The following is a 25460-nucleotide window of genomic DNA, read 5'->3' as shown; positions in this document are numbered from 1 at the left end:
CGCTCCTTAATTTTTGCGTTCACTAACTGCTTGTTGTGGTAAGACTAAGTTTAAGATGATTCCAAATAAGGTTGATAAAGCAATGCTGGTTAATTGAAAATCACCTAACTTGAGGTAAGTTCCACCAATTCCGACAACTAAGATCACTGAGGTGATAACTAAGTTGCGCTTTAATTCGAAGTTCACCTTATTATCAACTAAGATGCGCATCCCGTTAGAAGCAATCATCCCAAATAAGAGGAAGGAGATTCCCCCGATAACTGGGGTTGGGATTGATTGAATCAAGGCGGAAATCTTGCCGACAAAACTGAAGATGATTGCAAACAAGGCTGCCCCACCTAAGACCCAAACTGAGTGAACCTTGGTCATGGCTAACACCCCGATGTTTTCACCGTAAGAAGTTGTTGGAGGTCCCCCGACAAACCCGGCCAAGACGCTGGAAAGCCCGTCCCCTAGCAAGGTTCTGTGTAACCCTGGTTTCTTAAAGAAGTTCCGCTTAGTCAATTTGTTTAAAACCATTACGTGTCCCATGTGTTCGGTCATAGTCACGAAGGCAATGGGCGCCATGGTAATGATGGCGGCTGGGTACCATTTGAAGTGGTAGTTAACCCCGAGCACGTCAAAGGCTGGAAGTGAGAACCACTTAGCTTGCGCAACGCTTGAAAAATCGACGATGCCGACTAGGACGGCTAGGATGTAGCCACAGATAATCCCTAAAAGGACCGGAATCATGCTAGCGAACCCACCCAAGAACATGTTGAAGATGATGGTGACCGCCAAGGTAAAGAGGGCCACCGCGAAGTACTTCAAATCATAGTTGGAGTTGTGAAGCATGGCATCGTTAGCAGCGGTAGTGGCAAGTGATAACCCAATCACGATTACGATTGGCCCAACTACCACTGGGGGGAGGATTTTATCAACCCAATTTGAGCCAAACTTAGAGATAACTAAGGCGACGATTACGTAAACCAAACCGGCTGCGATTGCCCCTTGACCAACGGCTGGGTAGCCATAATCTTTCATTAATAATTGCATGGTGGCGATAAAGGCAAAGCTTGAACCTAGGTAAGCTGGAATCTTGGCCTTGGTACAAAGGATATAAACTAAGGTCCCGCAACCTGAACTAAATAAGGCGATGCTTGGATTTAAACCGATTAGTAAGGGTACCAAAACGGTTGACCCGAACATGGTAAATAAGTGTTGGATGGATAAAACCAACCAGTGTTGAAAGCTCGGCTTATCTTGCACATCCAAGATTGCCTCGTCGTTTCTAAATTCTGTATTATTCTTAGTCATAAAAACTAATTCTTCCCTTCATTTGCTTAATAAAAAAACCTAGATCAATTACTTTTGACCCAGGTTTGCACAAAGTTACCCTAACATAGTTAAGGTAGTAACCCTTTTGCTCTCTCTGGAGTCAATTAAACGGTTAGTTATTCAGTTAAATCTTTTAAATCAATGCCATCTTTACCATCGACTTCTTCAACGTATACGGCAACTTGTTCATTTAAGGAAGTGGGGATGTTCTTACCAACGAAGTCAGCCCGAATTGGTAATTCCCGGTGGCCCCGGTCAACCAACACGGCTAGGTTAATCTTCTTAGGACGCCCCTTGTCCATCAAGGCGTCTAAAGCCGCACGAATGGTCCGGCCAGTAAATAAAACGTCATCGACCAAAATGACATGCTTGTCGGTAATATCAACTGCTAACTTAGCGTCTTTAACAACTGGTTGGTCAGTAGTAGCGACGTGGCGGTCATCACGGTATAAAGAAATATCAAGTTCACCCACTGCAACGTCTGCCCCTTCAAGTTGTTTTAGGCGGGCAGCAATTCTTTTTGCCAAGTAAATTCCCCGGGTCTTAATCCCCACCAAAACGAGGTTATCAATCCCCTTATTTTTTTCAATGATTTCATAGGTCATCCGGGTTAACGCCCGTTTCATTGCCATTGAATCATAGATTTCCTTAGCCATTATGTTTCCTCCTTTAGACCTCAATCCTTAAAAAAAGCACCTTAGCCAACAATATCAGTGTGTGACTAAGGTGCCTAGACGTATGCCTTGTATTTCCGTACTCATATAAGACTCTGCCTTCTTAGCCTCACGGGACTAATTTTAAAGGATTACTTCTTTTGTTGTACTCATGTTAATTTATTTTACGGCGCTTGTCAAGTTTTTTTAGCATTTCTGCAAAATAAGGCGGTAGCGGCGCTTCAAATAAGAGCTCTTCTCCCGTAACCGGGTGCTTGAAGCCTAACTTGGCTGCGTGTAAATACTGCCCGGCTCCTGGCAAGGTCTTCTTAGGTCCATAGAGTGGATCGCCTGCCAAGGGGTGGCCAATATATTTCATGTGCACCCGAATCTGGTGGGTGCGTCCTGTTTCAAGCCGACAGGCCACTAGGGTGTAATCACCAAAGCGGTCTAAAACCTTAAAGTGGGTAATTGCCGGGCGGCCATCTGCGACTACGGCCTGTTTTTTACGGTCTTTAGGCGAACGACCTAGTGGTGCATCAATCGTGCCCTCAGCTTCCTTAATGTTACCGTGAACCAAGGCCAAGTACTCCCGGGTGTTGGTCTTATTTTTTAGCTGGGCTGCCAGTGACTGGTGAGCCAAGTCGTTTTTTGCGACCATCAATAAGCCAGAGGTATCCTTATCAATTCGGTGGACAATCCCCGGCCTAAAGGTACCGTTAATGGTCGAAAGTGGACAGTGGTACAATAAGGCGTTCACTAAAGTGTGGCTTTCATGGCCTGGCGAAGGGTGAACTACCATCCCCTGGGGCTTGTTAACCACCAAGACATCATCGTCTTCGTAAACAATGTCCAAATCCATCTTTTCAGCTACTAAATCTAACTGCTTAACCTCGGGTTCCACTAAGGTTAGCTTATCTCCTGGCTTAACCTGATACTTAGGCTTTTTTTGCTGGCCGTTAACCAACAAGTTACCACTTGCCAAGAGTTCCTTAAGCTGCGAGCGAGAAAAGTTGCCAAAAAGCTGGCTGGCCACCTTATCTAAGCGCCCGCTTTCGTTTTCTACTACTGCTTCAATCATTGAGTTGTTCATCCTTTATCATCGTCAAAATCAAGACTATTACCCCTAAAGTCAAGGCACAGTCAGCGACGTTAAAAATTGGAAAGTTTATGAAGTCTAGCTGAATCATATCGACAACGTAACCCAAACGCAGGCGGTCGATAAAGTTACCTAAAGTTCCTCCTAATAAGAGGGCTAGCCCTAAGCCATACCCCCAGTTAGTCCACTTTTTCTTTAGGTAGTAACCAATTACCGCCACAGCCACCAGTGAAATGATGATGAAAAACCACCGTTGCCCGATTAGCATGCTCCAGGCCGCCCCATAATTTCTAATGTGGGCAATCGAGACCAAACCAGAAATCACTGGTTGACTGGTATTTAGTGGTAAAGTCGTGGCGACAGAATACTTAATCAACTGATCTAAGAGGACCACGGCTAGACTTAAACAAATATAAATCGGCATAGCAATGCCCCTTTTTTAAATTATTCTTAAGTTATAATTATACCGTGTTAAGCCTTAAATAGCAATTTCCCTAAATCTCCATCTTATGCTAAAGTAATAACTGAAAAAGTTGTTTCAAAGGGGTAAAGTTATGACAAAAGAACACACACCGACCTCACTTTTAAAAAAAGTTGGGTATAGCCTGGCAGTCATCTGCTTACTACTGCTTATCTGCGGGATAAGTTTATGTGGTTACTATATTTTAAAGGCACCGAAACTGACCAGCGCTTACGTTACCAGCACCGCATCTTCTACCATTTATGATAGTCAAGGTAAAAAGCTTCTTTCCTTAGGGGTAGACGACCGTGAAGTCATCAAGCCTAATCAGCTGCCAAGTCAAACCAGCGCAGCGATTACTTCGATTGAAGACCGGCGCTTTTACAGCCACCACGGGCTTGACGTCATCCGGATTTTCGGCGCGGCCCTAGCTAACTTTAAAGCAAGCGATAATAGCCTCCAAGGTGGTAGTACTTTAGATCAGCAGTTAATCAAGCTTTCTTATTTTTCTACCAAGAAAGCCGACCAAACTTTGGAACGAAAAATTCAAGAAGCTTGGCTAGCAGTTGAGTTAGACCGGATTTACTCTAAAAAAGAAATCCTCGCCCTCTATGCTAATAAGGTCTTTATGGGTAATGGAATTTACGGGATGCAAACGGCGGCTAAGTATTACTATGGCAAGCCACTCAAGGACTTGAGCCTGGCTCAGACCGCCCTGTTAGCCGGAATTCCTAATGCCCCTTCTTCTTATAACCCGTACGCTAACCAAACCTTAGCGACCCAAAGAAGAAATCAGGTCTTAAAGGCCATGTTGCAAACTAAAAAGATTTCTAACAGCGCCTACCAAAAGGCGATGGCAACGCCAATCACTGCCGGCTTATTAGCTTATGACAGTCAAAGAAACCAAACTAGTCATAAACACGCCCTGTGGGCAGATGCCTACCTCAAAGAGGTCGTGGCCGACTTACGGGCTAAGGGCTACGATCCTTACGAAAAGTCTTTAAAGGTCTACACCAACCTCGACACCGCCGCCCAACACCGGCTCTACCAGCTAGCTAACTCCGACCAGCTAAAATATCCTAACGACCAAATGCAAGTAGCGGCTAGCGTCATCAACCCTAAATCCGGGGCGGTTGTGGCCATGATTGGGGGCAGAAAGCAAGGCGAGCTAACCTTTGGCTTGAACCGGGCCGTTCAAGCTACCAGGTCTAACGCTTCCACCGCTAAACCCCTGTTAGACTACGCACCTGCCATCGAGTACTTAGGTTGGTCTAGCCAGCACGAACTAGACGACAGCAAGTTCGTTTACCCAGACACCAATAAGGTCCTCCACGACTTTGACGGTAATTACCTCGGGAAGATGACCATGCAAGAAGCCCTGGTCCAATCCCGAAACGTCCCTGCCATCCGGGCCTTGCAGGCGGTAGGTATGAAGCGGGCCCAAAGCTTTATTGAACAGTTAGGCTTTACTTACAAGCACAAGCTCGAATTACAAAACGGGATTGGCCTGCCATCTTCTAGCCTGCAAAACGCCGCGGCCTACGCTTGCTTTGCTAACGGTGGTTATTATTACCAACCAAGCTACATCACCAGCATCGAATTACCTAATGGCCAAACTAAGAGCTTTAAGACTAAGCCTAAGCGGGTTATGAAAGCTTCTACTGCTTATATTGTAACCAAGATGCTCGAACAGGTCATTAGCTCTCCAAGCGGAACTGGCCATGATGCGGCCGTCTATGGTTTATACCAAGCTGGTAAAACCGGGACTAACGCTTACCCTAGCGACTTAAAACCAGCCAGCTTCCCCGATAATGCTTTAATGGATTCCTGGTTCAATGGTTATAGCAGAAACTACTCCATCTCAGTTTGGACCGGTTATGATAAGCCTTACGAATCAGGTCACTACCTTTCAGAAGCTGACAGCAAGATTGCCCAAAAGTTCTACCAAGATATTATGACCTACCTTGCCCAAGGTCAGGTTAACAAGCAGTGGACTAAGCCAGCTAGCGTCAAGACCATTAAGGCCAATAACCAAACCTATTACGCCCCTAAATAAATTAAAAGCCGCTAGAAATTAACATTTTAGTAATGTGATTTCTAACGGTTTTTAAATTTTAGACTTCTCCCAGCCTCTTTCCTTAACTAAAAAAGATGCCAGCTACAACGCTGACATCTTTTTTCTCTCTTAGTTAGCCATTCTTACGCTTACCACGCCGATCAACCAAGGCGGTCTTACCACCGTCGCTAAACTTCCGGACCCAAGAGTAAACTTGGGTGTAGGAAACGTTAAAGTGCTCCACCGCCAAATTATAGTTATAATGGTTATCAATCGTCCAGTTAACAATTTCTAAGCGTTCGGCTAAAGTCGTCTTACGCGATTGCTTACCCTTGGCCTGCTTATTTTTCTTAATTTTTAAGCGCTTACCGTCCGAATAAAGGTTAACCCACCGCTGGATTACCCCCTCATTGGAAATATCATAATCTTGGCGTAGTTGGCCTAGCGAAGCACCCTCCAGGTGTTTTTTTACCACTAACATTTTAAACTCAGTCGAATACCTCTTTACAGGCCGGGGTAAGAGCCCATCCACTCCGTGTTCGTCATAGCGCTCTAACCACCGGTTAAGATTATGGTGGTCAACTCCATATTCTTTTTCAACTGCAATGGTAGTGGCACCCTTTTTGACCAACTTAATGTAACGGAGCTTTTCATCAAGCGTATACCGATATCCTTTGTGTGCCACAATAATTCCTCCTATTGCAATAATTGCAACAATTCCTCTTTTGCAGGTGAAAATTTATCTGCAGCTAAGCTTAAATGCTGCTTAGCTAACCCCAGGGCGCCTTCCTCTTTGTAAACCAACCCTAGATAGTAGTGAGCTAAAAAATTATTTCGACCCGCTACTTTTACTATCGGCTGTTTGAGGGCTAAATTAAAGTATTTCTTAGCAAAATCATAGTTTTTTTCTACAAAAAAACTTAGGGCCTGTAAATAAATGTAATCGCCGTCATGTTCGTATTCTGGGTAAGTAGCCAGCCATCGTTGCGCTGCACTTACCTGCTCAGTGGCTAGTAAGATTAAAACCAAACACTCTAAACAGTTAAAAACATAACCTAAACTATAAGCTGGCTTTAACTTTAAGCTCGCTTCAAAATACTTTTGGGCTAGCTCCAAGTTCTTTTGGCTGTAATAGGACTTGCCTACCTGGAAAAGCAGGTAGGGATCATCAGGCTGCTTGGCTAATTCAGCTAAGAGTAAGTCTAAATTCCGTTGGGCCTTAGCTAACAACAACTCCTGGCTGGCATAACCATCGTGCTTGATAACCAAGGGAATATCTTGGTAGTAGACCGGACCCCCATCCTGCCTGTTGACTTGTTCGTGGATTTTTCCTTTAAAGTTAAAGTAACTTTTTAAGTATAACCTAGGTTCTAACGACTGGGTCTGACTAGTTTGATTTAAGTTCAAGCGTACTAGTCGCCCCACTGTGTGCTGCAAATCAACTTGAGCTAAAAGCGCTTCTAAGGCTGGAACATCTACCCCTGCCACCCATTCATCAGTATCTAAAAATAAAACTAGGTCGCACTTAGCCTGCTGGGCTAGGTAGTTTCTAGCCTGAGCAAAGTCCTCCCGCCACTCTTGTTGGTAAACCCTAACTCCAAAACTTTCAGCTACTTGGACGCTGTCATCGCTAGAGCCGGTATCTAAGACCAAGACTTCTGCCACAAGCCCCTGCAAGCTTTTAAGGGACTCTAAACACCGAGCTAACTTTTTACTTTCATCCTTAGTAATAACACAAACTGATACCCTCATCGTTTCATCCTCTCTTTTAGCAGTTGATAAGCCCCATACAAACCAGCCTGATTACCCAGCTTAGCAGCTACTAATTCAGGCCGGTAAAGTGGATTGTTTGGCAAGCTGCCCATAATTTCCAGGAAGGACTGGTTAAGTAGTGTGATTAACTTTTCTTCCTGGCCTAAGCCACCCCCGATGGCAATCCGTTCTAAGTCAAAGCTGACCTGCAGGTTGACCAAGACGGTGGCTAAGTTATAACTATAAGTCTGAATCAGTTCCTTAGCCAGGGGATTTTCTAGGGCGGCCAAAAAGACCTGGTGGTCCGTCATCTCCTTAGCTGCCCCCAGCAAATCCCGCAAGGCGGTCATTAATTTGACAGCCGAAGCGGACTCGGATAAGAAGCGCTTATTTTGTACCAGGTAGGAAAACTCTCCGGCTAGCTGGTGGCGACCTTCGTGGATGCGGTTAGCCAAAATAACTCCGCCCCCAATACTAGTCCCTAAGGTAACTAAGGCCCCATCAGAGACTGCTTTTAGGCTCCCCATAGTCTGCTCGGCTAACAACGCGGCCTTGGCATCATTAATTACCACTACGGGTAAGTTAAATTTAGCTTCTAAACGCTCAACTAAGGGCTGTTCATAGCCTAGTGGCGTTACCAAGCCAATCGTGCCTTTTTGCGTATTAACCCGGCCAAACAGGGCAATGCCAACTCCGCTGATAAGAAACTGGTAATTAGCAATGATGGTCATTACGGTGGCTTCAACTTGCTGGTAATTTTTAAGTTGTACCGCTTCGATTCGAGAAGCAACTAAGTTTCCTTCCTCATCAAACAAGCCCAACTTAAGGTGACTTTGCCCTAAATCCAAAGCCAAGTAGTAGTCGGCCACCAACTGCCGTTCCTTTAGGCGCTTGAGGTCACTTAGGCCGTTTAACCTGGCCGCAAAGTAATGCACCACTGCCTCGTTAGGTTTACCACTTAACTCCAAGGCGTTAGCCAACATCAACTGGCCTAATTGCCCGGAGCGGTCCGCTTGCTTAGCGTTTCCTAATGCCAGCGCTTGCCGGTAGTGGGCAACCGCTTTGTCAAAGTCATGTACCTGACTATAAATTACCCCGGCCAAGTAGGAATTATCAGCATCCAACTGCAAATCGCCAAAGGCTGTCAGTAGCTGGGAAGCAAACTCAACTTGCTCGCACTCTAAAAGTAACTCCAAGTAAGCTGCCAAGCCGGCTTGAAAGTAGCTTTGGCCAACATTAGTTTCCGCCAACAACCACCAGCGAAAATAGACTAAGGCCATCCGCTTGCGCCCGGTCTGGCGGTAAGTTTGGGCCACCTGGTATAAGACGTAAGGATTTTTAGCCGCTTCAGCCGGTAAGCCCTGCTCTTTTAACAAGAGCAACAAGTTTCTTTTAGCCTTTTGCTCAAACACTTCCGGCTTAAGGTAACCATCGTGCAAGAGCTCCAGTTCAAGCTTAACTTCCTTACGCTTCTTTTCTCCTGCCAAAGGCATTGGTCGTTCATGCAGCTTACCTTGGTAGCGGAAGTACTTTTTAGAAAAAAGCCGGGTCACCAAGTATTGGCTAGCTTGCCAACCACTTTCGGTCTGATTAAGCCGGACAAAGGAGCCCACCGCCGTCCTCAAATCTGCCTTGGCAAAGAAATCCGCAATTTGAGTCCTAACTTGTTCAAGCTTAGCGCTCGCAAACCACTCATCGCTATCAATCACTAGGATTTGATCATACTTAGCCTGCTTTAGGGCGTAATTTCGCGCCAGGGAAAAATCATCCGGCCATTCATAATAAAAATAGCGGGCAACTTCAACTCCAGCCACCACGGCTGCCGTTTCATCTTGCGAGCCCGTGTCTATCACAACAATATCAGCCACCAATTTGCTTAGACAAGCTAAACAGCGCCTCAACTTTTCCGCCTCGTTTCTAGTAATGATACAAGCCGATACCGCCAGTAAGTCTGTTTCCATGAACTCTGTTCCTTTCATTAAACTTTGATATAAAAAGGGACAGGAAAAATTCCCTGTCCCTAGTTGTAATTAACAAGTCATTATGCCCCAAAGGACAAGTTAGCCTTTTAATTAGCCGATGTTTTGTAACAATGTCAATACTGATTGTGGCATTGAGTTTGCTTGTGAAAGCATTGATGTTGCAGCTTGTAACAAGATGTTTGAACTTGTGTAGCTAGTCATTTCTTGCGCCATGTCAACGTCTTTAATCCGTGAGTTAGCGGCTGACAAGTTAGTAGTTGTTGCTTCCAAGCTGTTAACTGTATGGGATAAACCGTTTTGAGCAGCACCTAATTGAGCGCGTTGGTCTGAAACAGCCTTGATAGCTTTATCTAAGTCACCAAGTGCAGTTGTCCCAGCAAATGAAGCTGCGAATGAAGCTTGAGTACCCTTAGCCAATGAACCAACTTGTTTTACTAAAGTAGCAAGACCAAGTGAGGTTGAATCCATTGATTGGATTGTAACTGAAGTTGTTTCACCTGAGTTAGCCCCTACTTGGAATTGGAAACTAGTAGTTGTAGCAGCTGTACCTGAAGCTGCACCATCTTTTCCAAAGAGACCTAAGCCGTTGAACTTAGTGTTCTTGCTAATAGCGTCAATGTTAGAAGCTAAGGTATTCATTTCCAAAGCGATTTCTTGACGGTCTTCTGATTGTAAAGTTCCGTTTGATGCTTGAAGGGAAAGATCACGCATCCGGTTTAACATCTTTTGAGTTTCTTCAAGCGCACCTTCTGCTGTTTGAAGAAGGGAAATCCCGTCTTGAGCGTTTGAGCGTGCTTGCTTCATCCCACTGATTTGAGCAGTCATCTTGTTTGAGATTGCTAAACCAGCAGCATCGTCTGCAGCTGTGTTAATCCGTGAACCAGATGATAATTTTTCTAAGGCGCTTGCCTTGGCATTAGCGGCTGCTGAGTACTTTGTGTAAGTATTCATTGCAGCAGTGTTTGTGTTAATCCGCATAATAATTGCCTCCTAATGAGTTTGTTTGTTGTTAGCTAGAAGTTCTTAACTCCTTACATGTATATATATCGGTTGAAAAGAAAAATCTTAAAGCCCTTTTTTTAATTATTTTTGAGATTTTTAAATAGTCCAGTTTCCTAGTGAAACAAAGCACGACAAAAACAAATTTTCCACTATTATTAAAAAAGGCTTAACCGTTTTGGGTTAAGCCTTTCGATAAGTTTTAAGCTAATAATTAGCCGATGTTTTGTAACAATGTCAATACTGATTGTGGCATTGAGTTTGCTTGTGAAAGCATTGATGTTGCAGCTTGCAACAAGATATTTGAACTTGTGTAGCTAGTCATTTCTTGTGCCATGTCAACGTCTTTAATCCGTGAGTTAGCGGCTGATAAGTTAGTAGTTGTTGCTTCCAAGCTGTTTACCGTATGAGATAAACCGTTTTGAGCAGCACCTAATTGAGCACGTTGGTCAGAAACTTTCTTGATAGCAGCATCTAACTTACCTAAAGCAGTTGTCCCAGCAAATGAAGCTGCAAAGGCAGTTGACTTACCAGAAGTTGCAAGGGAAGCAACTTGGGAAGCCACACTGTATAAACCAAGTGAGGCTGAATCCATTGATTGGATTGTAACTGAAGTTGTTTCACCTGAGTTAGCCCCTACTTGGAACTTAAAGCTAGTTGAAGTTGCAGCAGCTGAAGCACCTGAACCTGAAGCTGCACCTGTACCGAAAAGACCTAAGCCGTTAAACTTAGTGTTCTTGCTGATAGCATCGATGTTAGAAACTAAAGTGTTCATTTCCAAAGCGATTTCTTGACGGTCTTCTGATTGTAATGTTCCGTTTGATGCTTGAAGGGAAAGGTCACGCATCCGGTTTAACATCTTTTGAGTTTCTTCAAGCGCACCTTCTGCTGTTTGAAGAAGGGAAATCCCATCTTGAGCGTTTGAGCGTGCTTGCTTCATCCCACTGATTTGAGCAGTCATCTTGTTTGAGATTGCTAAACCAGCAGCATCGTCTGCAGCTGTGTTAATCCGTGAGCCAGATGATAATTTTTCTAAGGCATTTGCCTTAGCGTTAGCAGCTGCTGAGTACTTTGTATATGTGTTCATTGCGGCAGTATTTGTATTAATACGCATAATGAAGTTCCTCCTAATCAAATGTTTGTTGTTAGTTAGAGTTGTTTAACTCCTTACATGTATATATATCGGCAGCAAATAATTTTATTAAACCCTTTTTTACAAAAAAAATTATTTTTTTCTTAGTAAGCGCTCTACTCCCGCCTTAGCTAATTCATATTTACCGGCTAACCGATAGGCTCCCAAGGCCTGTTGCTTATTTCCCATAGCTTCATGAATCACCCCTTGTTGATAGTAACTTAGGTAGGTATTAATGCCTAAAGAATCTGAATTAGCTAATTTTCTAGCATTCTCAAAAGCTGTCAAAGCGTCTGCAAACTGACCTATATTCATATAAGCCAGTCCAGCTGCAAACTGAAAATCAGATAGACCTTGATAATAGGGGTTAAAGGTAGTAACTATGTTAAATGCTCCTTGATAGTCTTTAACTTCTATTAAGGCCGAAATTAAATTAGTGACAGCCGTTAGCGTTTCTTCTTTAGCAAGTTCAAGCGGACCACTTAAAAAGTCGAGGTAAGCTTGACTAGCGGCCTCATAATTTTCAAAGTGGTAGTAACTTTCTGCTAACTCAAAGCTTGCAGTTGGATTAGGTTTTTGCTTTAAACTAGCTTTAAGCCTAGTTTGCTTAGCTACTTCGCTTTGGTAATAAGCTTCATAGGTCAAATTTTTAGCCAAGATTAAAGGTAACTCGACTTGTTTCAGTAACTGCCTAGGCTTTCTACTACTGATATCGGTTAGGTTAGGGCCGTTAAACTTAGAATAAGACTTAACTAAGAGTCTTAACTCATGAGTTTGCCGTCCGAATTCATCACCCTTAACCGGAACTTTAATCCGTACCCGCCCCACAATGGCGGCTTTTTTACTAGTAATTTGCTTTAAAACATCCGGGTCAGCTCCAAGTAGCTTTTCATTAGCATGAACTATGAGCCCATAATCCGTAGTTAACTTAGTTAAACAGTAATTCCCTAACTCATCTTCTTGCCCACTAAAGTGATATACAGCTTGACTATACTGACGAGCTAACGTAATCGTTTGCGGATTGGCTCCCCTTACAAGGATAAGATAGTTCGCCCTTAAAACCGCCAGTGATTGTAAACAAGCTGTTAGCTTGGTTGTTTCTTCATCGACCAAAACAACTACTGTCAGTTGCTGATCTAGATTTAATTTGAGCTTTTCATCCCCGACCTTAGTAAGCATTTCCTTAGCTAAAACCCACCTACCTTGACGCTCATAAATTTTAGCTAAATCCTTACAAGCATCTGCTGTGGTCCAACCAAATTCACCCTTATCTGGCGAAGCGAGCGTCAATGCTTTTTTTAAAGCTCTTATTGCCTGTTCATCATCATCGGTGACAACGTAAACCGTTGCAAAGATGCAAAGCATATCAAAAGAATCTTGGCACTGTTCCTGGCATAAGTTAACACACTCTAAAGCCTTGTCATAGCGCTTAGTTTTAATACAAAGCTTAAGGTAAGCGTCAATTCCGTCCCTCACCCACTGAAGGTGGTAATTTTTTTGCATTAAAAAGAACTTAGCAAAGTATTCAAACGACTGCTGATAATTCTTTAAAATGTAGTAACTTTTGGCTAACTGATAAATAAAATAAACATGGTCGGGGGTTACTGCCAGTTGTGCTAGTAACAATTCTACATTCCGTTGACTCTTTTTTTGCAAGAGTTTTTCATCTTGATACCCATAATGAATTGTCCTAAACTTTAACACCTTAGTATCCAATAAAGCACTTTCGTCAGCAATCAAGCCAACCTGTTCATGAATTCGATAGTAGTATTTACAGTAGCGTCGATCATAAACCCGAATTACATTGTTTATCACTTGGTTTTGCTTTTTGCCACTACTTAAAATATTAACAACCTTATACAGTCCCACCGTCTTTTTAGTATCAGTGTTAATAAAGAAATCTTGTAACTCCTCCTTGCTACCACCAACTAAGCGTTCATCGCTATCTAAAGTTAAAATGTAATCAAAGCTGGCCTTACTAGCGGCAAAATTTCGGGCGGCAGCAAAATCATTCACCCAGTCAAAGTGGTAGACCTTATCTGTAAATTGGCGGGCAATCTCAACCGTTTTATCAGTCGAACCGGTATCTGCAATTACGATTTCAAAATTATACCGATACAGAGAAGCTAAACACTCTGCTAATGTCCTTTGATTATTCTTAGTAATTAGGCAAGCAGAAATCAACTGGTCTTTTTGCCGAGTAGCTAGTTTAGCTAGCTCACCACTTGCCCTTTCATCATCACTAGCTGCAAACAACTCTTTGGCTAGCTGAACTTTGCCAGCCTGTAAAGCATCTAACCCTGCTTGGTACTCATCACTCATTTTCTTTTCCCCCTAATCCTCTTCATTAATAATTGGGTTTAAGGAATTAGCCAGGCGTTTGGCTTCCCTAAAAGCTTGCTGTGCTGCTTGTTTTTTACCTATTTTTTTCAAATAATGTCCCAAGCTAAATTGATAAATAGCAAAGTTTTGGTAAAACTGCGTCCACGTTTCTAAATAAGGCTCTAACCAATCAATTTGGTCGCTAAAAACACTCGCTAATATGGCATTAGCCACACTGTGCAAACTCTCTTCTAGTCCATAATCGCAGTCTTTTAAGTAAGATTGATAGTATTTTAAAGCATTGGTATAATTTCCTTCAATAAATAGTAAGGTGGCATAAACACTACTTGTTTTACTAAAGTCTAAACTAGCGCGGACCTCAATTGGACTTTCAATCGTTAGCGGAATTAGCACTTCCTTTGTATCTGAAGTCGCTTGTAGTAAACCAGCTTGAAATTCATGAGCTGTTCCTGTGGCTAGCCGTAACTCATGATAGAAACTCCGATACCCCAGCACCTTTACTTGATTAGGGCTAAAGACTAGTCCATAACCACTAAGAGCTAACTTAGATTCTAAAACTGCTTTTAATTTACCTAAATCTAAGTCAACTAAGCTTTCACCACTGTACAGTACTAAACTATAATTAGTCGTTTGCTTGAGGTACTCATTCAATGCGCTTGGTTCTAGCTGGACCAACTTACTCTTACCTAAAATAGCTTGCGGATAAGCTTTTTGACTCAAGACTAGTTTAGTAAAGGGAAGGGTTTCCAAACTGGTTAATGTCTTTATCAATGCCCTTTCATCCTTAAGCGTGTCTAAAATATAAACTGTTACCGCTTGACTAAATTGCCTTTGTCTAAGTGCCAATAGTTCTGTTTGAGCAGGTCCAAAGTCAGCAGAACATTGTTTATAGTAGTAACTAGCTTGCTGAAAATCTCCTAAATAAGCATAGATTTTACCTAAGTTATAGTAGGCAAAGTCCCCATCCTTTCCAACTAAGGTGACCTGACTACACTTTACTGCTCGCCTGAAAGCTTCAACAGCCTGATTGATTCGGTTTAGTTTCAAATAAAAGTCACCCGCGTCATACCAAAAATCTGCTAAATTTGGAAATTTCTTAGCAAAATAAGTAAGCTTAGCTAACACTAAGTCGGTTTGGCCCAGGTTTAAAAGAGCTTTTAAATACCCATAGCAAACATCATAGGCATAAACGTAGCTATAATTAAAATTGCGGTTAGCTAACTCTTCTTCAAAGTATTTTAGTGCTAGCTCATATTGTTCTAAGTTTAAGTAGCTCATGCCGACTTGGAAAAGCAGGTAAATATTATGTTCATCGTTTTTTAAATCCTGTAAAAGTAAAGCAAGATTACGCTTAGACTTAGCTTTAACCACCCCAGCTCCTGCATAACCATCATGGTACATCTTCAATTCAACCGTAATCGTGCGACTATTTACATCTTTCATCAAAGGTACTGGTTGTTCGTGGGCCTTACCTTCGTAATGAAAATACTTCTTAGAAAAAATCCGGGGTACCACCGCATGGTATTCACCATAGGCTAAATTGGGTTCGATATTAACCTGATAACAACAAGCAAGGGTATATAAATCTCGGCGAATAAATGACTCTAAGGCGGCCTTATTAAAAGTCATCTCCTTTTCATCTAACCATTCATCACTATCAATCACCATAATGTCGTCGTAATAAGCTTGCTCTAGAGAGTAATTTCGCGCCGCTGAAAAATCGTCACACCATTCAAAGGTAAAGTAACGGCCATTTAGTTCCGTAACTATTTTTCTAGTTTCATCATTAAAACCGGTGTCAACCACCACAATGTCTGCCTTTAGAAAGGCAAGTGACTTTAAGCAACGTTTTAACTTTTCATTTTCGTTCTTAGTAATGATACATACAGATAAGTCCATCTTTTTATCCTTTCTTAGTCGGGTACAAATTTTGCAGGCGTTTTTTGGCCGGTTCATAGTTGCGACACTTTTGGTAAGCTTTTTGTGCTAGGCCTAATTTGTTTTGGTACTCATAAATTACCCCTTGGTTGTAGTAAGATAACCAACTATTAATGCCTTCGTCCCGTGAATTACCCCGTAAAACCGTCAGCCGATAGTTTTCTAGCGCCGCCTCAAATTTTCCTTGTGCCAGGTAAATATTACCGAGCGTAAATAAATAGTCCGCTTGACCATTGAGTTCATCCTTAAAGATTAAGGCGGCCTTTAAAGCCTGATCATAATTTTTAACCTTCAAATAGGTCAAACAGAGCTGGCAAACTAGTTCTAGTAAGGTTAGGCCCTGGGGATCATGTTTTAGAGCCGCAAGGTAAAACATGCTGGCCTGCTCATAGTTAGCCTGCTTGAAATAGCTATTACCTGTCAGCATTAGGGTGTCTACATCCATCTTATCACTGGCACGTTGGTAACAGTACTCGGCTTGTTCAATTGCTTTGGCCTTCCTATAAGCCTCCCCCAACTTCAACCAGATTTGATAACCATCCGCCCTACGCTCAGCAAATTGGGAGTTATTCAAACTCAGACAGGTTTCATAATAACTAGCAGCTTGATTATACAAGCCAGCTAGGCTAAAGAGGCCTGCAATAAAGTAAAAGCTATCACCATCACCTTCATACAAGGACCGGTAAGCCTTGGCAGCGGCTACTAAGTTATTATTCAACTTTAACGCTTGATAAGTGGTCAATAAACCCTTCAAGCAGTCTAAACTATAAGTTTTAGCTTGAACTTGGTTAGCTAAGGACTTCTTAAAAGCCGCTAGGGCTAACTCATACTCCTTTCTCACTAGATAACTTCGTCCTAACTGATAGTAAATGTAGGCATCTTTAGGTTTGGTAAGTAATTCTTTTTTTAATAACTGTTCATTGCGATATGATTTAGCCGCTAGCACTAGCGGATTGTGATAACCAGTGTGCCCCAGCCCAATCCTACTTGAAACATAATCAATCTCTATCGGGGTAGCCGTTCTTAAGACTAATTGCTCATGAACTAGTCCTTGATACTTAAAATATTTCCGTGAATATAACCTAGCCTCAATTTCATGGCTGACTCCCGTTTGCTCATCACTACTAGTAAAACTTGTTCGCGCTACCGTGCCCACGGTCTTACTTAAATCATTTTCCATGAAAAACGGTAAGGGTGACCCCGTCAGTAGGTATTCATCACTATCCAGTGTCATAATCCAGTCGTACTGAGCTTGGCTAGCCGCAAAATTCCTGGCTGCAGCAAAGTCATCATTCCAGTCGTAAGTGTAATAGCTACACTGGTACTGGTCAGCTAATAACTTCAAAGCTGTCAAGCTAGGGTTAGTATTTACTAACACTATTTCTGTCCCCCACTTTACCACCGAATCTAGACACTTTTTTACCCCCCGTAACTGATTAGCAATAATACAAACTGATACTCGCATCGAATTTTTCCACCTCTTCTTCTTTAATCTCTATATTATTTTATCGGCTAAAAAAAATAAAATTTAAACAAAAACCCATAATAACCGATATATATTTTAGAAAGCATATTACGAGGGAGATTCCATATGAAAAATTTAGTCGCACTTTGCCCTTACGTGGCCTACCGCAATGAGCAGCTCCTAAAAGATTGCGTCTTAATTCCTTATACTTTTATGACCCACCTAGGCTATGATGTCACCGTGATGACTGCCCAAAAAGAAGAATTTACCTACCTTAATCAATTACCCGGGCTTAGATTCGATATTGCACCTACTTGTCCTAAAGAACAGTGGGCCGATTACCTAGTTGACTACCTTAAAAATTATCCCCACGAGATTGATGTCCTCTTCTTATTTGGCATGTACGCCACCTACTATCCGGTTGTAAAATATTTTAAGGAGCATTACCAAGGTAAGATTATTTTAAAGGCGGATGCTAATAGTTACTGGGTAGATAATCTAATCAATCTTGATAATCCTCAGTATGATTACTTGATTCACCACTGTGACATTATCACCTGCGAAGGAGTTGCCATGCAAAACTACCTTGCCAAAAAATGGCGCCGGCCCATCGACCTCTTCAGAAACGGTAGCCGGGATGTCGACTTCAATCACCACCTTACTTTTAACTCCAAAGAAGAACTCATTGTAAACGTTGGGCGCCAAGAAACGGGCAGAAAAAATACCCCCGCACTAATTACGACCTTTGCCCAATTAGCACCGTCATTTCCGGATTGGCGCTTAATTTTGATTGGAACTTATGAACCAGCCATTAAATCCTTAGTTGAACACTATTACCGGTTAAATCCTCACTTAGAAAAGCAACTACTATTGACTGGGCCGATTACCGATAAAAAACTTTTAGAAGACTACTATGCCAAAGCAAAAATCTTTGTAACCGCCTCTTATCTTGAAGGCGGTAGTCCTAACGTGGTCGCAGAAGCCCTCCGAAACGGCTGCTACCTGATCACCTCTAAGATTGATGCATGGCAAGATACCTTTGCACCTGAAGCCGGGGCTAGCTTTGATCATGATGATTTAGTAGCCTTATCCGCTGAATTAAAACAGGCAATGTCTGACTCCAAGTTATGCCAACAAGCTTTTACACTAAACCGGGCCTACGTTCAAGCTGAATTAAGCTATGAACAGCAAGTCAGCCGCTTAGAAACCCTATTAAAAGTTCGAGGTAACTTAAATGACAATAACTAACTTAGATTACTACCGCTTTGAATATTACAGTCAATCTTATTCTCCTTTAGGAAGGGTGGAACAAGATAAGCTTTATCAGCAAGGTTTGGAGTATTTGCGTCAACAACTTAAAGCGCTAACTGAATTTAGTTTAGCCAAAAGGCTAATAACACAATACTTTAGCTACCTGCGCTCCTCACCCAGTCCGCAAATTATTGTGGCTAATAGCCATAAATTCGACGCCTTGTTGAGTCAAATCGCCCACACCTTCAACAACCGAAACCTCTTTTTTCACCTAACAACTAATCAAAAGCAAACGATTGCTAGTACTAACCAGCAAACTTATAACTTGCTCCCCCAACAGTGGGATACTTTAAATCAGCTTCCCTATATTTCTAGTTTAATCTTAGGACCCGATTTTAACTTTGATGCTGCTAGCTTGGCTGCCCTAAAGGCTAAGCTCAACCGTGACGGCCACCTCTTTGAACTAACAGCTACTGAGTTACAACTGGAAAGATTGGGCCAAACTAAAGGAATTCTTGGTACGGAAAAACAAGCTCAAGAATTAAGAACCGACTTCAACAGGCGCTTAGAATTGCTAACAACCCTAACGACTAAAGATAAGTTAGCGGCTATCCTGGCTTTAGAAGCTGACTATTACCGCTATTACGATTACCTTGACCTTGCTAGTATCGAGTTGATTGAACAAATTAACCAACTAAAAAATGAGACTTTAAGTACCCTAGATTGACAACTTAGGCAAAATTCTGAAATTTGGAAAATAGTATTAAAAATTAGCTAACCATTGATTGAAATGATGTAAATGTTGTAAGTTCTAACCTATTACTCAGCCCGACTTTGATTGTTATCGAAGTTGGGCTGTTTATTTTAAAATTATGCTATAATTAACTAAATAATTTATTAAAGGGGGCTTATCCTCATGTTAGCCATGACCTTAATGTACAGTAGCCTGGCCATTATCATTTTTATATGTAGAGCACTGTTTTGGGAAAATCAAAAGCAACTACTAGCCTCACTAGTTTTGTTGCTACTAGAAATGTTAGTAGTATTTACTTTAGTCTACTTCCTGCTACCATCCAGAAACTTGCTGTCGCTCCTATTAGGCAACGCCGTTTGGGGCGGAATCTACTTAATGTTAACTTCTATTAGCGGCAAAGTTACAGCTGATCAGCAAGTAAAGAATTGGGTTGCCACCACTTTGCCAGCTAGCCTGGTCGCACTCAGCCTCTTAATTGCGGCTGGTGGCGAGTTGCATTCCATCCTGTCGGTCAAACCTACTTATGACTCGATTTCAGTTAAACAAGTCAGCTCTAAGCAGGCGCCGACCTTCAAGCGGGGAGAGACTCCAATTGCCTTAGCTCCTAAGACTGTTCTTAACCGGGTGAGAAAATCGGTTTCCGACCTGCCTAATAGTCAGTATTATAAAATTGCGGGGACTGTTCAGGCGCAATACCTCCACGGTAAGGCGGTTTACATCGTACCTGTTGAATACCAAGGCTTCTTTGCCATGCTTAAGGCTAAGACGATTCCGGGCTACTTTATGATTGACGCCACTAGTCAAAACGCCACCCCAAAATTCATCCATAAACCTTATAAATACACCACCAGTGCCTACTTTGGCCGGGATACCGAAAGAAAACTCTACCGCAATAACCCCCAGTGGTTAAAACTCGGTGACGGTGGGGCGCAGCTAGAAATCGACAACGACGGTAACCCTTACTGGGTGGAAACCGTTTATAAGTCAGCCTTTTTAAGCCACCGGATTAATTATCAGAAGCTCCGGGTAATTGTGATGAACGCCGTTACGGGTACAACTAAGACCTACAAGCTATCTAACTTACCAAAATTCGTTGACGAAGGCATTACCTCAGACGTAGCCGCCGAGTTAAATAATAACTACGGCAGCTACCAGCACGGTTTTTGGAATCAGTTCCTAGGTAAAACTGATATGAAAGAGCCAACTAATAACGGCCCGGAAGATGGGGTCACCTCCATCTTTAACGCCAACGGGACAATTAGTTATTTCACCGACTTTACTAACCCAAATACCAAATCCGATTCTGCCCTTGGCTACTCCATGGTTAACGCCCGGACCGGCCAGTTAACCTACTATAAGGCTAATGGCATCATGGATAGTTCTGGAGCCAAGAGTAATGCCAACCAAAATTATAAGGCCCAACAATGGACTGCTAACATGCCGATTTTATATAACATCGACGGCCGCCCTACTTGGATTATGACCATCCTGGACAAAACCTATGCAATTAGGGGCTACTATTACCTCGACGCCGAAGATCAATCTATCTACGGTACGGGGACTTCGCCAATCAGTGCCCTCGATGACTTCAGGCAGGCCTTAGTAAATAGCGGCACTAAGGCGACTAATACACCAGAGAGTAAGTTAAAGCGGCTTACGGGGACCATCGACCGGGTGGCCATTGTATCCAATAAAAATAAGGTAATGTTTACCTTACAAAATAGCACGGTAGTCTACACGATTGATACCGACGACTTCGCAAAGGCTAACCTACTCAGAAGCGGCGATCACGTCAGCTTCAAGGCCAACCTTGTTAACGGTCAAAGCATCGGTAACGTAAGCAAGTTTACCAACCACGATTTAAAATAAGCCATAAAAACAGCCTCGAATTGAGCTTGAATTCAATTCGAGGCTGTTTTTTTATTACAGATGGACGTAAAGCAGTTGCTTTTCAGCCTAAGCAAGAGAATAAACCTAAGTTTACACTGACACCGAATTTGTGCATTAATACACTAATTTTTCAAACCAACGCTATTGACCGTAAAAAGCCACCAAATCGGCCCGCGTGTTAAGCCCATAGCGCGCACAGGACACTTCCTGGTGTTTGAGTGGTAAGGACTCATACCAAGTCATTAACATTTGGCAAGTTGGTAGCGCCACTTGCGCTAAGTTTCCAACCTGTAAGATTAGCTTGAGCCCAAAGGCAAAGTCAGCACTAAAGTAACGGGAAGAAAAATCCGGCAGGTAACCGCCAGCCGTTTCTAGCCCCGGGGTTTTTAGCCCTTTGAAACTAGCAATCGAGCGGATTTTGGCACTAAATGCCGCCACTTCTACTTGACCATAGTGTTCCTTGAGAGACCTTATCCCACTTAAATCAAACTCACTTAAGTGCTGACATAATTCCTGGACCTCGGCATCGCATTTAAATAATAATCTAGTCGTTTCGTCATCCCAGTCTTCATAAAAAAGTGGCAAGTGCTTGTAAACTTTACCTGGTCGATAATCCTTAAAAAGCCGATACAGGCGACTGGTATGTAAGATGGGGTTAGAAGGCGTTAAAGTTAGGTTTAGGTAAGAAGCAAGCGGATAGCAGGGCATCCCTAATCCCCAACTAATTAAGCAACAACAGTCAACACTTGCTTGTTGGGGCAAGGAAGCTAAGTGAAGGCTAGGTCGGTAGCCACTGGCAACTACAATGTGCCCATATTACTTCAACCGGGCGACGCTAGGAATTCGTTGTAAGCCAAAGATTACTACGCCCTTGGCTAAAGCTTCCTTAAAGGCCAGCTTCCCACCGCCACTGCTGGGAATTAACCCCACCTTCATGCCGGCCTTTAGCTGGGGAATTAGTTAGCAAGCCTGGCCACCAAAAAAGCTGGCACGGTTATTAAAATCAGCTCACTACCACTAACGGCTGCTGCTAGTGAATCCGTCACCAACTGAGGACTGCCCTTAGCTAAGATAGTCCCCGCGTTATCAATAATTTGTAGTTCCTTTTTAAAGAGTTGGGGCTTAGAACTATAAATTTTGACCGTGGCTCCCCGACTGGCGTAATGAACCGCCAGTTGCGTGCCGACGTTGCCCACCCCAATAATTGTTACCTACATTAGCTCACCTGCTTTTGTCTAATTTGGAGTAATTCCTGGTAGCTGTCAATTTCCACAATGTCTTCTTTTTGACACTCCCTAAGGCGAACTTGATAGTTTGCCTGACACCACTTCAAGGGGACTGATTACCAAAATTGCTGGGAACCCTCTGGCTGAGCGTAAACCGCAGGTAAGTCCTGCCTTAACTGGGCACAGTCTTCTTTTGTCCAGTAAGAAATTCCGTATTCATTGTAACGATCCGTATTGCCTTGCCGGTAATCAGTCACGTAACCAGCTTGGAGCTTAAAGCACCAGTCAGTCGTTTCTTGGCAATAATAGCCGAGGATGTTACTGTCGTACTGATACTTGCTGATTATGGCTGGGTTAGTTACATATAGGTCCGCTTCACAAATATAAGTCCCCCGATCTAAGCGGTCTAAGACCTTCATCATTGAAGAAATATTATTGCAGTTGACGTAATCATCATTGGTAACAAACTTTAAAAAGGGATAGTTTGCTAACAAGCTCTTAAACTGTTGCCGCTGGTAGCCAACGATGATGGTAATATCTTTAATCTCTGCGGCAACCAAAGCGTCTAGCAAGGTCTCAATAATTCGCTTACCGTTAACCTCTACCAAGGGCTTAGGAGTATCCTTGGTGGCTGGTAACATCCGGGAACCAAAGCCGGCTGCCATAATAATAGCCTGCTTAACTTGATAAGGTTCGAGTTTTTCAATTCCAATCGGACTTATTTCAAATAAATCATCCTGCTTAACTAACAATCTCCCAGCTAATAGCTCAGCTACACTTGGAGCGGTTATTTTATCCGCCTTGATTGGGCCATTTTTTTCTAGGGCGGTTAACAGCCTAAATTGCTCACGCGAAATCATGTAAATCTTTCTTTCCACTAAACACTAAAAAAGTGGGTTCACAAAATGTACCCCACTTAAAGTCTTAATTATTTATTAGCTAAAAATCGCACTGGTATTTCAACTAGAATTATTAAGCTATTTTTAAGCTGATTAAAGGCAATTTTTAAAAGTCAAAAGTTCATTAATGTTTGTTAGAGTACAAAATTATTAGGTCAATTTTGGGTCAAAACACCTCTGCCAAAACGGTAGGGGTATTTTTGTTTAAACATTCATTTTTTATGCAATTACTTGTTCAATCTATTAAATTGCAAAAAAATAAGCCCACCTCCCGCATATCACGCAGGAAGTGAGCAATAAATATTATTAGTAGTGTAATGTTTGACCTACAAAGATTAAGTTGGCATTACGAATTCCGTTCTTACTTTGCAGGTTATAAACGCTAGTGCCTAACTTAGCAGCAATACCACTTAAAGTATCACCGTAGCGCACGATGTAAGTTCGTTGACTAGATACGCTACCTGTTACTTTCAAACGTTGTCCTGGATAAATCCAATTAGGATTGCTCAAACCGTTCAACGCTTGTAACATTTGCCAAGTTGTTCCATAGCGACTAGCAATCCCACCTAAAGTATCACCAGATTTTACTACATAGTAAATAGTACCTGTAACGCTTGGATTACTATTGGCTACACTAATAATTTCTACATCGCTAGCATTAATCCATGACATAATGCCACCTAACAATAGTTTACTACCTGATACCTCTTGCACCTTGTAAGTATTACTTTGTACCCAACTTGGCATACCAACACCGTTGGCCCAGCGTTTTACACCAAACTTAACACGAACAGTGTTGCCAACTTGAATAGCACTCTTAGGAGTGTTATCAGCTTTTTGGCCTTGCTCAATCGCTTTTGTTTCACTCTTAGGATGTTCAACGTTGCCGTTCTTATACCCATTCAAGGTAATACCTAGCAAGTCAACGTTGTAGTCATATCCCCCAACAATCGCAGTAGAAGTGAATTGCCACATGTTAATCCCGGGCATGGATGGGAAATAATTGTAATCAGGTCTAGTCATTACAGAGTAGTCACGATATGCTGCTACCCATAAACAGTTAGGAAATTCAGCCGTAATACGTTGACGATTTAAGTGAGATAAGATATAAGGCTTGTATGAGTAAAGCACTGGAGTATAACCAGCTTCTTTAACTCTACGCAACCCATACAGCACATTATTTGTGTTAGCCTCCCTATCAGCACTAGCACCACTTTCATAATCTAAAGCAACAATACTTTGCTTAGGTGTTTGTACTTTAGGCAAGTAGTAATCAAGCATCGCCTTTGTTTGATTCTGATTAGCACCGGTTTCCATATAGATATATGTGTGCATCCGCAAACCCATTGCAATCCCACTTGCCACTTGTGATTGATAAGTTCCTTGTGGAATAAATGTTCCATTATAGTAACCTCCAATTTGAGAAATAGCAAAGCTATCTTCAGGCGTTACTTTTTTTAGAGTGTTGCCTTGATACCTAGAACCATCAACCCCATAATATCTAGCAGCATTCACTGTTACTGGCATTAAAAAAAGCCCAACCAAAATGGTTAGACTTAAGAGCCACTTTCTATTTAATTTAATCATGCTTACCACCTTTCCCTTGGTGCTGAGACGCGAGTTTTAAAGCCTCGTTCGCAGTCTTGTCAATAGACTTGACTGTTTCCGTGTCAACAGTTACGCCATCGACTAGACCTAGGATACCGCCGATGGTCAGCAAAGTATTAACCAAGTCCATAATCCGCGATGGATCACCTGTGAATTTAAGATTAAAAATCGCACACAGCTGCTGAACTAAAACGATTAGCAGCAACACCAAAGAAGTAACTGTTTTTCGATTCAACTTACCTTCTTTATCTAAAAATACCTTTTTCATTTATCATCGTCCCCTTTTCCCAAATAACGCATTAATTTTTTCATGATGCCTATCAAGTCTTCTATCATGCTCATCAACTCTCTTTTCTAAACGTTCAAAATTTGCTTGCTGCTTATCAAAGCTAGCATTAAGTTTTTGAATGTTAGCATTTAAAGTTCTTAACTGTTCAGAAAAGGGCTTTAATGCTGAGTTTATATTCTTGTTGAAAGCCTTGCTACCATGATTTATCAACCAGTACACCGAACTAAAAAGGACGGAAATAACTGCCAAAATTGACGCTATTTCCGCCCATGAATATCCTAGCAATGTATGCATATAGTCACTTCCTTGATTTATATACTCTATTTTCAGAAGAAATTCTACCTCCC

The 25460-nt window shown here is 42.3% G+C and carries 22 protein-coding genes; 4 read left to right on the top strand and 18 right to left on the bottom strand.

Annotation, left to right across the window (positions count from 1 at the left end; translation table 11 throughout):
• Window positions 1–6: 6 nt before the first annotated feature.
• The 4 genes from N4597_RS05080 to lspA form a co-directional block, all read right to left on the bottom strand.
• Window positions 7–1296: a solute carrier family 23 protein gene (locus N4597_RS05080; RefSeq protein ID WP_056977903.1), complete on the bottom strand. Its 1290-nt coding sequence runs from the start codon at window positions 1294–1296 to the stop codon at window positions 7–9.
• 137 nt (window positions 1297–1433) lie between these two features.
• Window positions 1434–1973: a bifunctional pyr operon transcriptional regulator/uracil phosphoribosyltransferase PyrR gene (pyrR, locus tag N4597_RS05075; protein WP_050612151.1), complete on the bottom strand. Its 540-nt coding sequence runs from the start codon at window positions 1971–1973 to the stop codon at window positions 1434–1436.
• Between the two features lie 172 nt (window positions 1974–2145).
• Window positions 2146–3051 (bottom strand): RluA family pseudouridine synthase, encoded by a 906-nt coding sequence (locus N4597_RS05070; RefSeq protein ID WP_056977901.1) that lies wholly within the window; start codon window positions 3049–3051, stop codon window positions 2146–2148.
• On the bottom strand, window positions 3044–3493 hold the full coding sequence (gene lspA / locus N4597_RS05065) for a signal peptidase II (RefSeq protein ID WP_260905067.1): 450 nt from the start codon (window positions 3491–3493) through the stop codon (window positions 3044–3046). Before lspA ends, N4597_RS05070 begins: the two co-directional genes overlap by 8 nt.
• Window positions 3494–3623: 130 nt before the next feature.
• Here lspA and N4597_RS05060 point away from each other — a divergent pair, with 130 nt between their 5' ends.
• Entirely contained in the window at window positions 3624–5585 is a 1962-nt protein-coding gene (locus N4597_RS05060) for a transglycosylase domain-containing protein (RefSeq protein ID WP_260905065.1), read from the top strand.
• Between the two features lie 133 nt (window positions 5586–5718).
• Here the strand turns inward: N4597_RS05060 and N4597_RS05055 are convergent, their stop codons facing one another.
• The 8 genes from N4597_RS05055 to N4597_RS05020 form a co-directional block, all read right to left on the bottom strand.
• A complete protein-coding gene (locus N4597_RS05055) occupies window positions 5719–6270 on the bottom strand; it encodes a helix-turn-helix domain-containing protein (protein ID WP_167589394.1) in 552 nt (183 codons plus the stop codon).
• 11 nt (window positions 6271–6281) lie between these two features.
• Window positions 6282–7337, bottom strand: a complete 1056-nt coding sequence (locus tag N4597_RS05050) for a tetratricopeptide repeat-containing glycosyltransferase family 2 protein (protein WP_172579413.1) — start codon at window positions 7335–7337, stop codon at window positions 6282–6284.
• A complete protein-coding gene (locus tag N4597_RS05045; RefSeq protein ID WP_260905061.1) occupies window positions 7334–9298 on the bottom strand; it encodes an ROK family protein in 1965 nt (654 codons plus the stop codon). Before N4597_RS05045 ends, N4597_RS05050 begins: the two co-directional genes overlap by 4 nt.
• A gap of 111 nt (window positions 9299–9409) precedes the next feature.
• Complete coding sequence (locus N4597_RS05040; protein WP_056977890.1) at window positions 9410–10297, bottom strand: flagellin N-terminal helical domain-containing protein; 888 nt, start codon at window positions 10295–10297, stop codon at window positions 9410–9412.
• Window positions 10298–10532: 235 nt separating this feature from the next.
• On the bottom strand, window positions 10533–11432 hold the full coding sequence (locus N4597_RS05035; protein ID WP_172576007.1) for a flagellin N-terminal helical domain-containing protein: 900 nt from the start codon (window positions 11430–11432) through the stop codon (window positions 10533–10535).
• A 111-nt stretch (window positions 11433–11543) separates the two neighbouring features.
• Window positions 11544–13772 (bottom strand): tetratricopeptide repeat-containing glycosyltransferase family 2 protein, encoded by a 2229-nt coding sequence (locus tag N4597_RS05030; protein ID WP_225436899.1) that lies wholly within the window; start codon window positions 13770–13772, stop codon window positions 11544–11546.
• Window positions 13773–13784: 12 nt separating this feature from the next.
• Window positions 13785–15692 carry a tetratricopeptide repeat-containing glycosyltransferase gene (locus tag N4597_RS05025; RefSeq protein ID WP_172579415.1) on the bottom strand — a complete coding sequence of 636 codons (1908 nt, stop codon included), beginning with the start codon at window positions 15690–15692 and terminating at the stop codon, window positions 13785–13787.
• Window positions 15693–15696: 4 nt separating this feature from the next.
• Window positions 15697–17196: a glycosyltransferase gene (locus N4597_RS05020; protein WP_172579416.1), complete on the bottom strand. Its 1500-nt coding sequence runs from the start codon at window positions 17194–17196 to the stop codon at window positions 15697–15699.
• 126 nt (window positions 17197–17322) lie between these two features.
• Here N4597_RS05020 and N4597_RS05015 point away from each other — a divergent pair, with 126 nt between their 5' ends.
• The 3 genes from N4597_RS05015 (at window position 17323) to N4597_RS05005 (ending at window position 21070) form a co-directional block, all read left to right on the top strand.
• Window positions 17323–18444 (top strand): glycosyltransferase family 4 protein, encoded by a 1122-nt coding sequence (locus tag N4597_RS05015; protein ID WP_172579417.1) that lies wholly within the window; start codon window positions 17323–17325, stop codon window positions 18442–18444.
• Window positions 18431–19174: a hypothetical protein gene (locus N4597_RS05010; protein ID WP_172576993.1), complete on the top strand. Its 744-nt coding sequence runs from the start codon at window positions 18431–18433 to the stop codon at window positions 19172–19174. Before N4597_RS05015 ends, N4597_RS05010 begins: the two co-directional genes overlap by 14 nt.
• 189 nt (window positions 19175–19363) lie before the next feature.
• Window positions 19364–21070, top strand: a complete 1707-nt coding sequence (locus N4597_RS05005) for a hypothetical protein (protein WP_260905050.1) — start codon at window positions 19364–19366, stop codon at window positions 21068–21070.
• Between the two features lie 162 nt (window positions 21071–21232).
• Here N4597_RS05005 and N4597_RS05000 read toward each other — a convergent pair whose 3' ends face one another.
• From N4597_RS05000 to N4597_RS04975, 6 genes are all read right to left on the bottom strand, one after another.
• Window positions 21233–21799 carry an NAD/NADP octopine/nopaline dehydrogenase family protein gene (locus N4597_RS05000; protein ID WP_172579419.1) on the bottom strand — a complete coding sequence of 189 codons (567 nt, stop codon included), beginning with the start codon at window positions 21797–21799 and terminating at the stop codon, window positions 21233–21235.
• Window positions 21800–22047: 248 nt separating this feature from the next.
• Window positions 22048–22293, bottom strand: coding sequence for a Rossmann-fold NAD(P)-binding domain-containing protein (locus N4597_RS04995; RefSeq protein WP_313958055.1), 246 nt, complete (start codon window positions 22291–22293; stop codon window positions 22048–22050).
• Between the two features lie 140 nt (window positions 22294–22433).
• Window positions 22434–23177, bottom strand: a complete 744-nt coding sequence (locus N4597_RS04990; protein WP_260905045.1) for an NTP transferase domain-containing protein — start codon at window positions 23175–23177, stop codon at window positions 22434–22436.
• A gap of 345 nt (window positions 23178–23522) precedes the next feature.
• Window positions 23523–24803 (bottom strand): LysM peptidoglycan-binding domain-containing protein, encoded by a 1281-nt coding sequence (locus N4597_RS04985; RefSeq protein WP_260905043.1) that lies wholly within the window; start codon window positions 24801–24803, stop codon window positions 23523–23525.
• Window positions 24796–25092 carry a hypothetical protein gene (locus N4597_RS04980; RefSeq protein WP_260905040.1) on the bottom strand — a complete coding sequence of 99 codons (297 nt, stop codon included), beginning with the start codon at window positions 25090–25092 and terminating at the stop codon, window positions 24796–24798. The genes N4597_RS04985 and N4597_RS04980 overlap by 8 nt, the downstream gene beginning before the upstream one ends.
• Window positions 25093–25095: 3 nt before the next feature.
• Window positions 25096–25407 carry a hypothetical protein gene (locus N4597_RS04975; protein ID WP_260905038.1) on the bottom strand — a complete coding sequence of 104 codons (312 nt, stop codon included), beginning with the start codon at window positions 25405–25407 and terminating at the stop codon, window positions 25096–25098.
• Window positions 25408–25460 lie beyond the last annotated feature (53 nt).

The sequence above is a fragment of the Ligilactobacillus agilis genome (genome assembly GCF_025311475.1).
GTDB lineage: Bacteria > Bacillota > Bacilli > Lactobacillales > Lactobacillaceae > Ligilactobacillus > Ligilactobacillus agilis.
The sequence above is the reverse complement of the archived record's forward strand: the minus strand, read 5'-3'. Positions and strand labels throughout refer to the sequence as shown.

Coding starts and splice junctions, on each gene's coding strand:
- N4597_RS05000 (WP_172579419.1), bottom strand. CDS start 21,799: ATGCCCTGCTATCCGCTTGCTTCTTACCTAAACCTAACTTTAACGCCT.
- N4597_RS05080 (WP_056977903.1), bottom strand. CDS start 1,296: ATGACTAAGAATAATACAGAATTTAGAAACGACGAGGCAATCTTGGAT.
- N4597_RS05030 (WP_225436899.1), bottom strand. CDS start 13,772: ATGAGTGATGAGTACCAAGCAGGGTTAGATGCTTTACAGGCTGGCAAA.
- N4597_RS05050 (WP_172579413.1), bottom strand. CDS start 7,337: ATGAGGGTATCAGTTTGTGTTATTACTAAGGATGAAAGTAAAAAGTTA.
- N4597_RS04990 (WP_260905045.1), bottom strand. CDS start 23,177: ATGATTTCGCGTGAGCAATTTAGGCTGTTAACCGCCCTAGAAAAAAAT.
- N4597_RS05045 (WP_260905061.1), bottom strand. CDS start 9,298: ATGGAAACAGACTTACTGGCGGTATCGGCTTGTATCATTACTAGAAAC.
- N4597_RS05005 (WP_260905050.1), top strand. CDS start 19,364: ATGTTAGCCATGACCTTAATGTACAGTAGCCTGGCCATTATCATTTTT.
- N4597_RS04975 (WP_260905038.1), bottom strand. CDS start 25,407: ATGCATACATTGCTAGGATATTCATGGGCGGAAATAGCGTCAATTTTG.
- N4597_RS05010 (WP_172576993.1), top strand. CDS start 18,431: ATGACAATAACTAACTTAGATTACTACCGCTTTGAATATTACAGTCAA.
- N4597_RS05070 (WP_056977901.1), bottom strand. CDS start 3,051: ATGATTGAAGCAGTAGTAGAAAACGAAAGCGGGCGCTTAGATAAGGTG.
- N4597_RS05020 (WP_172579416.1), bottom strand. CDS start 17,196: ATGCGAGTATCAGTTTGTATTATTGCTAATCAGTTACGGGGGGTAAAA.
- N4597_RS05040 (WP_056977890.1), bottom strand. CDS start 10,297: ATGCGGATTAACACAAACACTGCTGCAATGAATACTTACACAAAGTAC.
- pyrR (WP_050612151.1), bottom strand. CDS start 1,973: ATGGCTAAGGAAATCTATGATTCAATGGCAATGAAACGGGCGTTAACC.
- N4597_RS05015 (WP_172579417.1), top strand. CDS start 17,323: ATGAAAAATTTAGTCGCACTTTGCCCTTACGTGGCCTACCGCAATGAG.
- N4597_RS05025 (WP_172579415.1), bottom strand. CDS start 15,692: ATGGACTTATCTGTATGTATCATTACTAAGAACGAAAATGAAAAGTTA.
- N4597_RS04985 (WP_260905043.1), bottom strand. CDS start 24,803: ATGATTAAATTAAATAGAAAGTGGCTCTTAAGTCTAACCATTTTGGTT.
- N4597_RS05060 (WP_260905065.1), top strand. CDS start 3,624: ATGACAAAAGAACACACACCGACCTCACTTTTAAAAAAAGTTGGGTAT.
- N4597_RS04980 (WP_260905040.1), bottom strand. CDS start 25,092: ATGAAAAAGGTATTTTTAGATAAAGAAGGTAAGTTGAATCGAAAAACA.
- N4597_RS05035 (WP_172576007.1), bottom strand. CDS start 11,432: ATGCGTATTAATACAAATACTGCCGCAATGAACACATATACAAAGTAC.
- lspA (WP_260905067.1), bottom strand. CDS start 3,493: ATGCCGATTTATATTTGTTTAAGTCTAGCCGTGGTCCTCTTAGATCAG.